We start from the raw sequence: 13,953 nt of genomic DNA, 5'->3' as shown, positions 1-13,953 counted from the left end.
AACAGTTACTGATTCAGCAGCTCTTGCGTAGACGCAATCAGGCTGTCGGCAATCTTCTCCGGGTTAACCGAGAAGCTGCCGGATGCGATAGCGTTCTTGATGGCATCCACTTTGGCCGCATCAAAAGCCGGTGCGGTGTCTGCCTGGGCTTCCAGCGCACTGATGCTGCTGGCCAGCGGGTTGATTTTCACGCTATCGGTCGGGGTGGAGCCGACAGCAGTAGCCTGTGTGCCGGCATCACGCCGGGCCAGCTTGCTCTGGCCGCTATAGGCAGCAACGGCACTACCCGAGTTGTCGATTTTCATGGCGAGGCCTTCCAAACTAGCTAGGGGTTTCTCTATTATCGGCTGAAAAAGCAAACTCTTGAAATATTTATCAATAACTCAGGCTGACGGTGCCATCCGGCAGCACCACGCCGCGAATCACCCTCCCGCTATTTAGCCTGACGGAGACAGCATCCCCTATCGCCGCATTGCCATTGGCAATGCCCTCGGACAAGACGCGGAAGCCTTCACCACCGGCTTCCACCTTGACCGGCTGGCCGGCGCGCACCAGATATGGCGCATGCACCATGAAACTGCGCAGCCAACTGCCTGCCGGCGCTCCGCTGCGCATGCTTTGGCCAACGGCAAGGTCAAGATTGCTGAGCACATTGCGCGCCATGGCAGGATTGGCCACCTCCACCAGCTTGACATCCCCCTGCTGCAGCACTTCACCGGCACTCACCGAACGAGTCAGTACCACACCCAGTTGTTTTTCGTTGATGCTGACCGGCAGGCGTATGCTCCAGCCGCTATCCGGACAGACAATCACCAGCGCCGTATTGCCCGTGGTCTGTGCCGTATTGGACCAGTCCACCCGCGGCGATGCGCAGGCGGACAACACCAGCCGCCGATCCAGTTTGCCCAGCTTGTAGGTAGCCTGACGCGGGGCCATTTCCTGCTGCATGAAGCGGTCGGCCAGTTTTTCCAGCGCGGCCATATCCTGGCTGGCGGCGGCCTGCGCCAGGCCGGGCAGCAGCCAGGCCAACATCAGTGGGGAGAATTTCATCCTGCCATTGTATCCGCTACGATCCTGCCTGCGTATCGCTACCGGCCCATGCGGTGACTGCCAGACCTGCCAGCCTTGCAATCACAGCATTCTGAGTGCGAAATCCGCCGACAGTTGCTGCTCCAGATAAAAAAACAGGCCACACGGGCCTGTTTTTTCAACAACACCGGCGCTTACTGCGCCAGTGTCTGTTCGACAAAGGCCTTGACCTTGGCAGCATCGGCATCGAACACCACCACTTTTTGCGGCAGGTCTTCCAGGCCATCAAAGCCGGCGGGGCGCGGCGGGTCACGGTCCAGTGCTTCGCGGATGGTATCGGCAAACTTGGCCGGCAGCGCGGTTTCCAGGCAGACCACGGTTTCACCCGGCAAACGCAGCTCACGTGCCACCTTGATGCCATCGGCGGTGTGCGTATCCACCACCACGCCATCGGTTGCGTCCACCGCACGGATGGTGGCCAGACGGTCGGCATGGCTGCTCTTGCCGGAAACAAAACCGAACTTGTCCGCTGCCTCGGCCAGCTTGGCCGACAGATCAAAGCCCTTGCCGGCGTCTACATCGGCCCACAATGCCTTCACCGCAGCACCGTCGCGCCCCACCAGATCGAACACAAAGCGTTCGAAGTTGGAGGCCTTGGAGATGTCCATGGACGGGCTGGAGGTGACATAGGTATTGGCCGTGCCGCGCGGACGGTAAGCACCGGTGCGGAAGAATTCGTCCAGTACGTCGTTTTCATTGGTGGCCACGATCAGGCGCTGCACCGGCAGGCCCATCTGGCGCGCGATATGACCGGCGCAGACATTGCCGAAGTTACCCGACGGCACGCAGAAGCTGACTTGTTCGTCATTGCTGCTGGTGGCGTTGAAATAACCCTTGAAGTAGTACACCACCTGCGCCACCACGCGGGCCCAATTGATGGAGTTGACGGTGCCGATCTGGTACTTGGCCTTGAAGGCGTGGTCGTTCTGCACTGCTTTCACGATGTCCTGACAGTCATCAAACATGCCCTTGATGGCGATGTTGTGAATGTTGGCATCTTGCAGGCTGAACATCTGCGCGCGCTGGAAGGGGCTCATCAGGCCGTCCGGGCTGAGCATGAACACGCTGATGCCCTGCTTGCCGCGCATCGCATATTCGGCAGCGCTGCCGGTGTCACCAGAAGTGGCACCAAGGATATTGAGCGACTGGCCTTTTTTGCCCAGCACGTATTCGAAGAGATTGCCCAGCAACTGCATGGCCATGTCCTTGAAGGCCAGCGTCGGGCCATTGGACAGTTCCAGAATCACCAGGCCATCGGACAGGCGCTTGACCGGGGTGATGGCTTCGCTGCCAAACACGGCTGCGGTGTAGGTGCGGCTGACGATGTCCTTGAGGTCGGCCTCGGGAATATCGGTGGCAAACAGGCGGATGATTTCAAACGCCAGTTCGGCATAGGACAGACCGCGCCAGGCGTCCAGCTGGCTGCGGCTGATCTGCGGGTAGCTTTCCGGCAGCGCCAGGCCGCCATCGGGAGCCAGACCCATGAGCAGGATGTCGCTGAAACTTTGCGGCTGCATGCCGCCACGTGTGCTGATGTACTTCATGTGATGTGATTCAACCTGTACGAATGCGGAAGACGGTGCCAGAAGGATGGTCGCGGACTGATAGGTGTCAATCGGCGGCGCTGGCCTCCAGATGATGACTGCAAGCAGCGGAGGCTTCGGCCAGGCGTTTTTTGCCGCGCGGGTCGCCCTTGCGGATCTGCCCGGTCAGCACACCCATCACTTCTTCGGAAGTGAAGGTGTTGGCCAGATGCTCACTGGCGCACTGACAGTATTTCTGAATCTGGGCATCCGAGCGCTCGCTGGCTCCATCCGAGGCCGGCGTGCGCTTGATACAGCCACGCATCAGAAATCCCTGCAGCAGATTATGCTGACCGGGGGTCAGTGGCGTGGCATACAAAGTTGATGCCGTCAGGGCACAGGCCATGCCTACGCCATTCATCCAGTACCTTGCCATGTGCAACCATTCCATGGCCGCCCCACTGTGTGCAGCAGGGCGGCAGCTTGCTTAGTCGTTGAGTTCTTCCATGCGCAGGCGCACCACCTTGCCCGATACGCTTTCCAGCGCTTCGATAGCGGCGATGGCTGCATTGATGGCGCGTTCCTGCACACGATGGGTGAGGATCACCACTTCGGCATTGCCCTCGCTGGCAGAACCCTTCTGGATCAGCGCTTCGATGGAAATGCCGTTTTCTGCCAGCAGGCCGGTGATATTGGCCAGCACACCAGCGCGATCGGCCGCACCGATACGCAGGTAGTAGGAGCTGTAAACCTCACCAATCGGCAGGATGGGCAGGTTTTTCAGTTGGTCCGGCTGGAAGGCCAGATGCGGCACGCGATGTTCCGGGTCTGCGGTCAGCAGGCGGGTTACGTCGACAATGTCGGCCACCACGGCAGAGGCGGTGGGCAGCGCGCCGGCACCGGCACCGTAGTGCAGGGTCTGGCCGATGGCATCGCCCTTGGCCAGCACGGCATTCATCACGCCGTTGACATTGGCAATCAACTGGCTGGCCGGAATCAGGGTCGGGTGTACGCGCAGTTCCACGCCGGCATCGGTACGGCGGGTAAAGCCCAGCAGCTTGACGCGGTAGCCCAGTTCTTCGGCGTACTTGATGTCGCGGCCATCCAGCTTGCTGATGCCTTCCAGATAGCAGCTGTCAAACTGCATCGGGATGCCAAAGGCCAGCGCGGCCATGATGGTGAGCTTGTGACCGGCGTCGTGGCCTTCAATGTCGAAGGTGGGGTCGGCTTCGGCATAGCCCAGGCGCTGTGCCTCGGCCAGTACGTCGGCAAAGCTGGCACCCTTGTCGCGCATTTCGGTCAGGATGAAGTTGGAAGTGCCGTTGATGATGCCGGCAATCCATTCGATGCGGTTGGCCGACAGGCCTTCACGCAGCGCCTTGATGATGGGAATGCCACCGGCAACCGCAGCTTCGAAGGCCACCATCACGCCCTTTTCCTGGGCGCGGGCAAAGATTTCATTGCCATGCACCGCCAGCAGCTTCTTGTTAGCCGTCACCACGTGCTTGCCGTTTTCGATGGCCTTGAGCACCAGTTCCTTGGCGATGGTGTCGCCACCAATCAGTTCGACCACAATGTCAACTTCCGGATTGTTGACCACCAGCATGGCGTCATCCACCACCGGCACGCCTTCGCCCAGCACTTCACGGGCGCGGGCCACATCGCGGTTGGCGGCCATGCATACGCGGATGGGGCGACCGGCGCGGCGGCTGATTTCCTCGGCGTTACGCTTGAGTACGGTGGCGGTACCGCCACCGACTGTCCCCACTCCCATCAGGCCAATATTGATCGGCTTCATAACATTCTCCATGTCTGTCTCTAGTGTTTTGTCCCGGGCCGACGGCCTCTTGGCAAAACGGCGGTGGCCGGCTTGCCAGGAGGTCTTCTGGCAGATGATTCAGCCGACGGATTGTGACATCCGTCGGCTGAATAGCGCATCAGGCCGTGCCGTGACGCTGGCGGTAACGTGCCAGGAATCGGGCAATGCGGCCTATCGCTTCGATCAGGTCATCCGAGTTAGGAAGGAATACCACGCGGAAGTGATCCGGCGCAATCCAGTTAAACCCGCTGCCCTGCACCAGCAACACTTTTTCTTCCTGCAAGAGTTCCAGGATGAACTGCTGGTCGTCGCTGATGGGGTAGATTTTCGGGTCCAAGCGCGGGAACAGGTACAAGGCCCCTTGCGGCTTGACGCAAGTCACACCCGGAATATCGGTGAGCAGCTTGTGCGCCAGGTCGCGCTGGCGGGCCAGGCGTCCGCTTGGAGCTACCAGGTCGTCGATGCTCTGGTAACCGCCCAGGGCGGTCTGGATGGCAAACTGCGCCGGCACGTTGGCACACAGGCGCATGGAGGCCAGCATGTTCAGGCCTTCGATATAGTCGCGCGCGTGTTTTTTCTCGCCGCACAGAATCATCCAGCCAGCGCGGTAGCCACAGGCGCGATAGTTCTTGGACAAGCCATTGAAGGTGACCACCAGCAGGTCCGGTACCAGCGAGGCGATGGAGGTGTGCTTGACCTCGTCGTACAGCACCTTGTCGTAGATTTCGTCGGCGTAGATGATCAGCTGGTGCTGGCGCGCCAGATCGACAATCTGCTGCAACAGCGCCGGCGGATACACGGCACCGGTGGGGTTGTTGGGGTTGATCACCACGATGGCGCGGGTATTGGGGGTGATCTTGGCGCGGATGTCATCGATGCTGGGGAACCAGCCCTGCTCTTCGTCACAGACATAGTGCAGCGCCTTGCCACCGGCCAGGCTGACCGCAGCCGTCCACAGCGGGTAGTCCGGTGCCGGCACCAGCACTTCGTCGCCATTATCCAGCAGCGCCTGCATGGCCATCACGATCAGCTCGGACACGCCGTTGCCGATGATGATGTCGTCCATGCTGACATTGGGTAGCTGTTTTTCCTGCGCGTAATGCATGATGGCCTTGCGCGCGGCAAACAGCCCTTTGGAATCGGAATAGCCGGAGGCGGATGGCAGGTTGACGATGACGTCTTCGATGATTTCATCCGGCGCAAAGAAACCGAACGGTGCCGGGTTGCCGATATTCAGCTTGATGATGCGATGGCCTTCGTCTTCCATCTTCTTGGCATGCTCAAGCACCGGGCCACGGATGTCGTAGCAGACATTGGCGAGCTTCTGCGATTTGTGTACTGGCTGCATGGTGGCCTGTTTTTCCGTCACGGACCGCGCCCCGGCTTTGGCGGTGTGCTGGCGGCGGCGCGGCTTGTTGTCTTTCATTGGAGTCCCTTGTCTGTCCCGGCCACGGGCAAAGCGTACCTTGGCGGCTGGTCAGGGTATAATCCTATCCCAATCCGTGTTGCACTGCATGACGACGTGCGCGCCATACCGGCATGGCTGCAACAGCGCTGCGTGCTGATTTTTATTCCTTGCGGGAAATCCACTCCATGAAAATGCATCAGGCCCTGGGACTGGGCAAAAACCTGTTTACCGGCTACGGCGAAGGCCATGTGCTGATCAATGCCCAACGCCATGATGGCAACCTGATCGTCACCCCGGACAGCGTGCAGCCCTGGGGTGTGGCCGACTTTGCCAGCCTGACCGAGCAGCATTTCAGCATGCTGCTGGAGATGCAGCCGGAGGTGGTGCTGTTTGGCTCCGGGGCCAGCCTGCGCTTTTTCCACCCGAAGCTGATGGCAGCCCTGACCAATGCCGGTATCGGCGTGGATGTGATGGATACCCAGGCCGCCTGTCGCACCTTCAATATCCTGATGGCGGAAGACCGCCGGGTGATTGCCGCCATCCTGGCCATCTAAACCCGTCACACCACTTGGCATCCGTCCGCTGATGCCATAGCAAAAGCCCCGCCATGCGGGGCTTTGCCTTGTGCCGGGTTGCGGATCCGCCTCAGGCCGTGGTGGCTTTTTCGCCACCAAACTCCTCGAATGCCTGCAAGGCTTCGGCAGCCGTCATCAGCGACGGACCGCCACCCATGTATACCGCCACCTGCAGCATCTCCATGAACTCCGCCCGCGTACAAGCCAGTTCCACCAAGGCCTTGCTGTGGAAAGCCAGACAGCCTTGACAGCGGTTGGCGATACCGATGGCCAATGCAATCAGCTCCTTGGTTTTGTTGGATAGCGCGCCCTCCGTATGGGCAGCGCGGCTCATCTGGCCAAAGCCTTTCATGGTGTCGGGAATTTCACGGCGGAACGCGGCCAGCTTGCTGCCCAGCGCCTGGGCCAAATCAGGGTAATCGTGGCTCATTGCTCTCTCCTTCCAGATTAAATTCATTTTTATATTATATATATTTATATATTGAATCAAGCCTGGATTGCGTCCTGCCACAGAAAAAATCCTGCGTGGTAATCTGCAGCATCCCACCACCTGCAAGGACCCGCCGTGCCCCACTCCAGCAATGAACTGGCCGACTACGACCACGTACGCCAATGGGCAATGCAGTCCTTGTTCCAGCACATGGACGACAGCTACCAGGGCACGGTGATTGTGGATGATCAGGCCCGCATCATCTGGATCAATGCCCGCTATGCCGAACGCTTTGGCTTTACCGATCCGGCCAGCGCGCTGGGGCAGCCAGTGGAAAACGTCATTCCCAACAGCCAGATGCGCGAAGTGCTGAGAACCGGCGTGCCGATGCTGCTGGACATCATGCCCACCGGCAAAGACCAACTGGTGGTGACGCGGCTGCCGCTGAAGGATGGCCAGGGCAAGATCATCGGAGCCGTGGGCTTTGCCCTGTTCGACCAGATTCAATCACTGGCCCCGCTGGTGGCCAAGTTTGCCCGGCTGGGCGAGGAGCTGGCGGCCACGCGCGAATCGCTGGCGCAGGCGCGGCGCGCCAAATACAGTTTTGACGACTTTGTCGGCCACAGCAGCCAGATCAGCGAAGTCCGCCGCCAGGCCATGCTGGCCGCCCCGCTGGAAGGCGCGGTATTGCTGCTGGGGGAAACCGGCACCGGCAAAGAAGTGCTGGCGCATGCCATCCATGCCGCCTCACCCCGCGCCGGCAAGCCCTTGGTCAGCCTGAACATGGCGGCCATCCCGGACACCCTGCTGGAAGCCGAACTGTTTGGTGCCAGCCCCAACGCCTATACCGGAGCGGATAGGAAAGGCCGTATCGGCAAGCTGCAACTGGCCGATGGCGGCACCCTGTTTCTGGATGAAATAGGCGATATGCCGGCCAGCCTGCAAGCCAAGCTGCTGCGGGTATTGCAGGACAAGGAGTTCGAACAGCTCGGTGCCAACCGCGTGCTGCGGGCGGACATCCGCATCATTGCCGCCACCTCGGCCCGGCTGGAAGAAAAAGTGGCGGCTGGCAGCTTTCGTGCCGACCTGTATTACCGGCTGAATGTGCTGACCATCCACCTGCCTGCGCTACGCGAACACTTGCAAGACCTGCCCGAGTTGACCGAAGCACTGCTGGGTCAACTGGCGCGCCATGGTCATCTGGCACGCAGCCAGATCAGCCATGCCGCCTTGCAGCGGCTGGCCGCCTATCACTGGCCAGGGAATGTACGTGAACTGCGCAATATCCTGGAGCGCGCCAGCATGCTGGCCCAGGGCAGCTTGCTGGACGAGGCCGACATCCAGGCGCTGCTGGGCCCCATCCACACCCCTCCCCAAGCCGGAGCGGCCAGCTACCAGCAGCAGATGGCCGGCTTCGAAGCGCAATTGCTGCGCCAGGCGCTGCAACAGGCCAATGGCCATGTACCCACGGCGGCGCGCCAACTGGGCATGGGCCGCGCCACCCTGTACAAAAAACTGGCGGCGCTGGGCATCAACCCCAGCCAATTCTGAATCGCGGCACGACCATTCTTTTATGTCGTCTCCACAAAGAGACGACGTCTACAAAGCGAGACTTCCACGCTTTCCCTGCTGCCACAAGGCTTTGCTGCCGACAGTGCCGCCCTGCTCGTCTCAAAATCGAGACAATCCGTGGCCCCAACGCTGACAAATCACACTAAATCATTGATTTATAACAGATAGCAATTCTGGCACGCTTCCTGCAATATCCAGGCAGCGACATGGGGCAACCCCATGATCGTCCGGTCTGGCACAGGCCATACAACAATATGAGGAGATACACCATGAGCTTTATCGTGGTTTTGCTGGCCCTGTTTTTCCTGATGCTGGCCGCCTATCGCGGCTACAGCGTCATCCTGATGGCACCGCTGGCTGCCCTGGGCGCGGTACTGCTGACCGAGCCCTCCGCCGTGGCCCCCGCCTTCAGCGGGCTGTTCATGGACAAGATGGTGGGCTTCATCAAGCTGTACTTCCCGGTGTTCTTGCTGGGCTCGGTGTTTGGCAAGCTGGTGGAAATGTCCGGCTTTTCCAAATCCATCGTCGCTGCCGTCATCCGCTTTATCGGCGAGAAACGTGCCATCGCCGTCATCGTGGCGGTGTGTGCGCTGCTGACCTATGGCGGGGTATCACTGTTTGTGGTGGTATTCGCCGTCTATCCCTTTGCCGCGGAGCTGTTCCGCCAAAGCAATATTCCCAAGCGGCTGATTCCCGGCACCGTGGCCCTGGGCGCGTTTTCCTTCACCATGGACGCCCTGCCCGGCACCCCGCAAATCCAGAACATCATCCCCACCACCTTTTTCAAGACCACTGCCTGGGCCGCCCCGGCACTGGGTATTTGCGGTGCGGTATTTATCACCCTGGTGGGGCTGGCTTATCTGGAATGGCGCCGCCGCAGCCTGATGGCAAAGGGCGAAGGCTATGGCACCGATTTGCGCAACGAGCCGGAACACGTCGACACCAGCAGCCTGCCCTCGCCCTGGCTGGCCATCGCACCGCTGCTGCTGATCGGCATCAGCAACTTTGCCTTCACCCGCTGGATTCCCGCCTGGTACGGCAGCAGTCACGAACTGCAACTGGCCGGCATGGCCAAGCCGGTCACTACCCAGATTTCCACCGTCACCGCCATCTGGTCGGTGGAAGCCGCCCTGCTGCTGGGCATTGCCTTTGTCGCCCTCACCGCCTGGCCCGCCATCAAGGAGCGCTTTGCCGAAGGCAGCAAGGGGGCGATTGCCGGTGCCATGCTGGCCGCCATGAATACCGCGTCGGAATACGGCTTTGGCGCTGTCATTGCAGCCCTGCCCGGCTTCATGGTGATTGGCCATGCCTTGCAGAGCATCCCCAACCCGCTGGTGAATGCCGCGGTCACGGTCAGCACGCTGGCCGGCGTCACCGGCTCGGCCTCCGGTGGCATGAGTATTGCACTGGCCGCCATGGGCGAGCAGTTCATCAGCGCCAGCCAGGCGGCAGGCATTCCGCTGGAAGTGCTGCACCGGGTGGTGGCCATGGCCAGTGGCGGCATGGACACCCTGCCGCATAACGGCGCGGTGATCACCCTGCTGGCAGTCACCGGCCTCACCCACCGCGAGGCTTACCGCGACATCTTTGCCGTCACCCTGATCAAGACGCTGGCGGTGTTCTTCGTGATCAGCGTGTTCTATCTCACTGCGCTGGTCTGATTCCATCCAGCCATCCCCTACCCCGGCCCTGCGCTGTGCAGGGCCAGACAGGACAATCGACATGACAACACTGGCAGGCAAAACCGCGCTAGTCACCGGCTCTACCAGCGGCATCGGTCTGGGCATTGCCCAGGCACTGGCCGCAGCGGGGGCCAATATCGTACTCAATGGTTTTGGCGACGTTACTGCTGCACTGCACCGCATCCGTGCCTGCGGGGTGCAAGCCTGGCACCACCCGGCGGATTTATCCGACCCGGCCCAGATTGACGCGCTGTGCGCCTTTGCCGCACACGAAAGCGGCGGCGTGGACATTCTGGTGAACAATGCCGGCATCCAGCATGTATCCCCCATCGAAGCCTTCCCACCGGCGCAGTGGAACAAGGTGCTGGCCATCAACCTGAGCGCAGTCTTCCACACCAGCCGCCTGCTGCTGCCGCTGATGCGCCAGCGCGGCTGGGGCCGCATCATCAACATCGCCTCCACCCACGGGCTGGTGGCCTCCAGCGGCAAGTCTGCCTATGTGGCAGCCAAGCATGGCGTGCTGGGCCTCACCAAGACCGTGGCACTGGAAACCGCCCACAGCCCCATCACCTGCAATGCCATTTGTCCGGGCTGGGTGCTCACCCCGCTGGTGGCACAGCAGATTGCCGACCGCGCCAGCGCACAGGGCATCAACCCGCAGCAGGCGCAGCACGATTTGCTGGCCGAAAAACAACCCTCCGGCCAGTTTGTCACCCCGGCGCAACTGGGTGCGCTGGCCGTGTTTTTATGCAGCCCGGCTGGCGATGAAGTACGCGGTGCCGCCTGGGCCATGGATGGCGGCTGGACCGCCCAATAAGCCAAGCAAGGACAATACGATGAACAAGCTTTACCCGGATGCCGCCAGCGCACTGACGGACATTGTGGCCGACGGCCAGACCATTGCCGTGGGCGGCTTCGGCCTGTGCGGCATTCCCGAGGCGCTGATCACCGCACTGCGTGACAGCGGCGTGCGCAATCTCACCGCAATTTCCAATAATGCCGGGGTGGACGGCTTTGGCCTGGGCCTGCTGCTGCAAACCCGGCAAATCCGCAAGATGGTGTCGTCCTATGTTGGGGAAAACAAGGAATTCGAACGCCAGTACCTGAGCGGCGAACTGGAGCTGGAATTCACCCCGCAAGGCACGCTGGCGGAAAAACTGCGTGCCGGTGGCAGCGGCATTCCCGCCTTCTTCACCCGCACCGGCTACGGCACGCTGGTGGCCGAAGGCAAGGAAGTGCGCGAATTCAACGGCCACCCGCACATTCTGGAACAAGCGCTGTTTGCCGACATTGCCCTGGTCAAGGCCTGGAAGGCCGACCGGGCCGGGAACCTGATCTACCGCCGCACCGCGCGCAATTTCAACCCGAATGTGGCCATGGCCGGACGCATCACCGTGGCCGAAGTGGAAGAAATTGTCGAAAACGGCATGCTGGACCCGGATGCCATCCACACCCCCGGCATCTTCGTGCAGCGACTGGTGCTGAACCCTCACCCCGAAAAACGTATCGAGCAGCGCACCGTGCGCAGCGCAGCCCTGACGGAGGCATGAACATGGCCTGGACACGCGAACAAATGGCTGCACGGGCAGCCCAGGAATTACAGGATGGCTTTTATGTGAACCTGGGCATCGGCCTGCCCACGCTGGTGGCCAACCATGTGCCGGCGGGCATGGAAGTGTGGCTGCAGTCGGAAAACGGCCTGCTGGGCATCGGCCCGTTTCCGACCGAGGACGAAGTAGACCCGGACCTGATCAACGCCGGCAAGCAAACCGTCACCACCCTGCCCGGCTCGGCCATTTTCAGCTCGGCCGACTCCTTTGGCATGATTCGCGGCGGCAAGATCAATCTGGCCATCCTCGGCGCAATGCAGGTCAGCCAGCATGGCGACCTGGCCAACTGGATGATTCCGGGCAAGATGGTGAAGGGCATGGGCGGCGCGATGGACCTGGTGGCCGGTGTCGGCAAGGTGGTGGTGCTGATGGAGCATACCGCCAAGAAAAAGGACGGCACGGAAGAAGCCAAGCTGCTGGAACGCTGCACCCTGCCCCTGACCGGCGTGGCGGTGGTCAGCCTGATCATCACCGATCTGGGCGTGATCCGGGTGGAAGCGGACGGCCTGCATCTGCAAGAGCTGGCACCGGATGTCAGCGTGGCAGACATCCGCGCCCGCACCGCCGCCCCACTGCATGTGCCGACCGCGCTTGCAGCCAGGGAAAGCGCCATCGCAAGCTGAGTTGCCTTCACATCAGCCATGAAAAAAGCACGCGTCTGATTGCCAGAGGCGTGCTTTTTTACTGCCGTACCGCAAGGACTAGAGCAAGGATTTGACCAGCAAGGCGGTCAGCAGGATGGCAATCAGGCTGAGCAGGAAGTTCTGCCGTTTCTGCTCGCGCATCAGGTGCATATAACCCTCCACCAGCAAATCGCTCTTGGCCGCCGACAAGGCCTCGTTCAGCTTGCGCGGCAGCGTGGGCAGGGTGGTAGCCCATTGCGGGGCCTCCTGCTTGAGCGTGCGCAACATGCCGCGCCAGCCAATCTGCTCGTTCATCCACTTGGTGAGGAAGGGCTTGGCGGTATCCCACAAGTCCAGTTCCGGGTCCAGTTGACGCCCCAGGCCCTCGATATTGAGCAGGGTTTTCTGCAGCAATACCAGTTGCGGCTGGATTTCCACATTGAAGCGGCGGCTGGTTTCAAACAGGCGCAGCAACACCAGGCCAAAGGAAATCTGCGACAGCGGCTTTTCAAAGATGGGTTCGCACACCGTGCGTACTGCCGCTTCCAGCTCTTCGGCCCGCGTCTCTTTCGGCACCCAGCCCGACTCGATATGCGCAGTGGCCACGCGGTGGTAGTCACGGTTGAAGAAGGCCAGGAAGTTGACCGCCAGATAATGCTTGTCCTCGTCGGTCAGGCTGCCGACGATGCCGAAATCCAGCGCGATATAGCGGCCATCTTCCGCCACAAAGATATTGCCCGGATGCATGTCGGCATGGAAAAAACCGTGACGGAATACCTGGGTGAAGAAGATTTCCACCCCGAAGCGCGACAGCTTGCGCAGGTCCACGCCCTGCTCGCGCAAGCGGTCAATCTGCCCCACCGGCGTGCCGTGCATCCATTCCAGCGTCAGCACCTGCCGGTTGCTGTAGTCGTAAAACACTTCCGGCACGATCAGCATGTCCGAACCGGTAAAGTTGCGCCGCAACTGGGAGGCATTAGCCGCCTCGTGCATCATGTCCAGTTCGTCGTGCAGGTATTTGTCGAACTCGGCCACCACCTCGCGCGGCTTCAGCCGCTTGCCGTCGATGAAAAAGCGTTCCACCCAGCCGGCCAGCGTGGCCATCAAGGCCAGGTCCTGCTCGATCACCGGCTGGATGCCGGGGCGCAATACCTTCACCGCCACTTCGCGGCCACGGCTGCCATCCGGCTGTTTCAGCCAGGCCTTGTGGACCTGTGCCACCGAGGCACTGGCCACCGGGGTGATCTCAAAATCCACGTACAAATTCTCTACGGGCTGGCCAAAGCTCTGTTCGATCACCTGCCGCGCCAGCGCACCATCAAACGGGGCGACACGGTCCTGCAACTGTGCCAGCGCGTCGGCATAGTCCGGCGGCAACAAATCGCGCCGGGTGGACAGCACCTGGCCGAACTTGACGAAGATCGGCCCCAGGCTTTCCAGCGCCAGCCGGACACGTTCCGGCAGCGGTGCGCTGATATCGCGCGGCACCGGGCACAGTTTCAGCAAACTGTGGACAAAGCCCAGCCGGGAATGGCCCTGGAAAAAATCATCCAGGCCATAGCGGTACAGCGTGGAAACAATCTTGAAAAAACGCGAAATCCGCATAATGAGAACGGGCTTGC

The 13,953-nt window shown here is 61.0% G+C and carries 14 protein-coding genes; 6 read left to right on the top strand and 8 right to left on the bottom strand.

All coding sequences use genetic code 11. The features are described 5' to 3' along the window. Positions 1-5 precede the first annotated feature (5 nt). The 6 genes from flgM to DLM_RS00905 all read right to left on the bottom strand — a co-directional run bounded on the left by flgM (position 6) and on the right by DLM_RS00905 (position 5,779). Positions 6-305 (bottom strand): flagellar biosynthesis anti-sigma factor FlgM, encoded by a 300-nt coding sequence (flgM, locus tag DLM_RS00930; RefSeq protein ID WP_089083965.1) that lies wholly within the window; start codon positions 303-305, stop codon positions 6-8. Positions 306-375: 70 nt separating this feature from the next. Next, positions 376-1,050 carry a flagellar basal body P-ring formation chaperone FlgA gene (flgA, locus tag DLM_RS00925; protein WP_231959969.1) on the bottom strand — a complete coding sequence of 225 codons (675 nt, stop codon included), beginning with the start codon at positions 1,048-1,050 and terminating at the stop codon, positions 376-378. A gap of 173 nt (positions 1,051-1,223) precedes the next feature. Further along, positions 1,224-2,633: a threonine synthase gene (gene thrC, locus DLM_RS00920; protein WP_089083963.1), complete on the bottom strand. Its 1,410-nt coding sequence runs from the start codon at positions 2,631-2,633 to the stop codon at positions 1,224-1,226. A gap of 67 nt (positions 2,634-2,700) precedes the next feature. Continuing rightward, positions 2,701-3,048, bottom strand: a complete 348-nt coding sequence (locus tag DLM_RS00915; protein ID WP_145985745.1) for a hypothetical protein — start codon at positions 3,046-3,048, stop codon at positions 2,701-2,703. 51 nt (positions 3,049-3,099) lie between these two features. Further along, positions 3,100-4,410: a homoserine dehydrogenase gene (locus DLM_RS00910; RefSeq protein WP_089083961.1), complete on the bottom strand. Its 1,311-nt coding sequence runs from the start codon at positions 4,408-4,410 to the stop codon at positions 3,100-3,102. A 139-nt stretch (positions 4,411-4,549) separates the two neighbouring features. Beyond that, positions 4,550-5,779 carry a pyridoxal phosphate-dependent aminotransferase gene (locus tag DLM_RS00905; RefSeq protein WP_089084086.1) on the bottom strand — a complete coding sequence of 410 codons (1,230 nt, stop codon included), beginning with the start codon at positions 5,777-5,779 and terminating at the stop codon, positions 4,550-4,552. Between the two features lie 245 nt (positions 5,780-6,024). Between DLM_RS00905 and DLM_RS00900 the strand changes: the two genes are divergently transcribed. Beyond that, positions 6,025-6,393 carry an Mth938-like domain-containing protein gene (locus tag DLM_RS00900; protein ID WP_089084085.1) on the top strand — a complete coding sequence of 123 codons (369 nt, stop codon included), beginning with the start codon at positions 6,025-6,027 and terminating at the stop codon, positions 6,391-6,393. Positions 6,394-6,484: 91 nt separating this feature from the next. Here the strand turns inward: DLM_RS00900 and DLM_RS00895 are convergent, their stop codons facing one another. Beyond that, positions 6,485-6,844, bottom strand: a complete 360-nt coding sequence (locus DLM_RS00895; RefSeq protein WP_089083960.1) for a carboxymuconolactone decarboxylase family protein — start codon at positions 6,842-6,844, stop codon at positions 6,485-6,487. A gap of 135 nt (positions 6,845-6,979) precedes the next feature. Here DLM_RS00895 and DLM_RS00890 point away from each other — a divergent pair, with 135 nt between their 5' ends. The 5 genes from DLM_RS00890 (at position 6,980) to DLM_RS00870 (ending at position 12,331) form a co-directional block, all read left to right on the top strand. After that, positions 6,980-8,395: a sigma-54 interaction domain-containing protein gene (locus tag DLM_RS00890; RefSeq protein WP_269461342.1), complete on the top strand. Its 1,416-nt coding sequence runs from the start codon at positions 6,980-6,982 to the stop codon at positions 8,393-8,395. A gap of 290 nt (positions 8,396-8,685) precedes the next feature. Further along, positions 8,686-10,077 (top strand): GntP family permease, encoded by a 1,392-nt coding sequence (locus DLM_RS00885; protein ID WP_089083959.1) that lies wholly within the window; start codon positions 8,686-8,688, stop codon positions 10,075-10,077. Between the two features lie 61 nt (positions 10,078-10,138). Then, positions 10,139-10,915, top strand: a complete 777-nt coding sequence (locus DLM_RS00880) for a 3-hydroxybutyrate dehydrogenase (RefSeq protein WP_089083958.1) — start codon at positions 10,139-10,141, stop codon at positions 10,913-10,915. 19 nt (positions 10,916-10,934) lie between these two features. After that, complete coding sequence (locus tag DLM_RS00875; RefSeq protein WP_089083957.1) at positions 10,935-11,648, top strand: CoA transferase subunit A; 714 nt, start codon at positions 10,935-10,937, stop codon at positions 11,646-11,648. Positions 11,649-11,650: 2 nt separating this feature from the next. Further along, positions 11,651-12,331 carry a CoA transferase subunit B gene (locus tag DLM_RS00870; RefSeq protein ID WP_089083956.1) on the top strand — a complete coding sequence of 227 codons (681 nt, stop codon included), beginning with the start codon at positions 11,651-11,653 and terminating at the stop codon, positions 12,329-12,331. Between the two features lie 78 nt (positions 12,332-12,409). Here DLM_RS00870 and ubiB read toward each other — a convergent pair whose 3' ends face one another. Further along, positions 12,410-13,936 carry a ubiquinone biosynthesis regulatory protein kinase UbiB gene (gene ubiB, locus DLM_RS00865; RefSeq protein WP_089083955.1) on the bottom strand — a complete coding sequence of 509 codons (1,527 nt, stop codon included), beginning with the start codon at positions 13,934-13,936 and terminating at the stop codon, positions 12,410-12,412. Positions 13,937-13,953 lie beyond the last annotated feature (17 nt).

Source organism: Aquitalea magnusonii (assembly GCF_002217795.2).
Classification (GTDB): Bacteria; Pseudomonadota; Gammaproteobacteria; order Burkholderiales; family Chromobacteriaceae; genus Aquitalea; species Aquitalea magnusonii_B.
The sequence above is the reverse complement of the archived record's forward strand: the minus strand, read 5'-3'. Positions and strand labels throughout refer to the sequence as shown.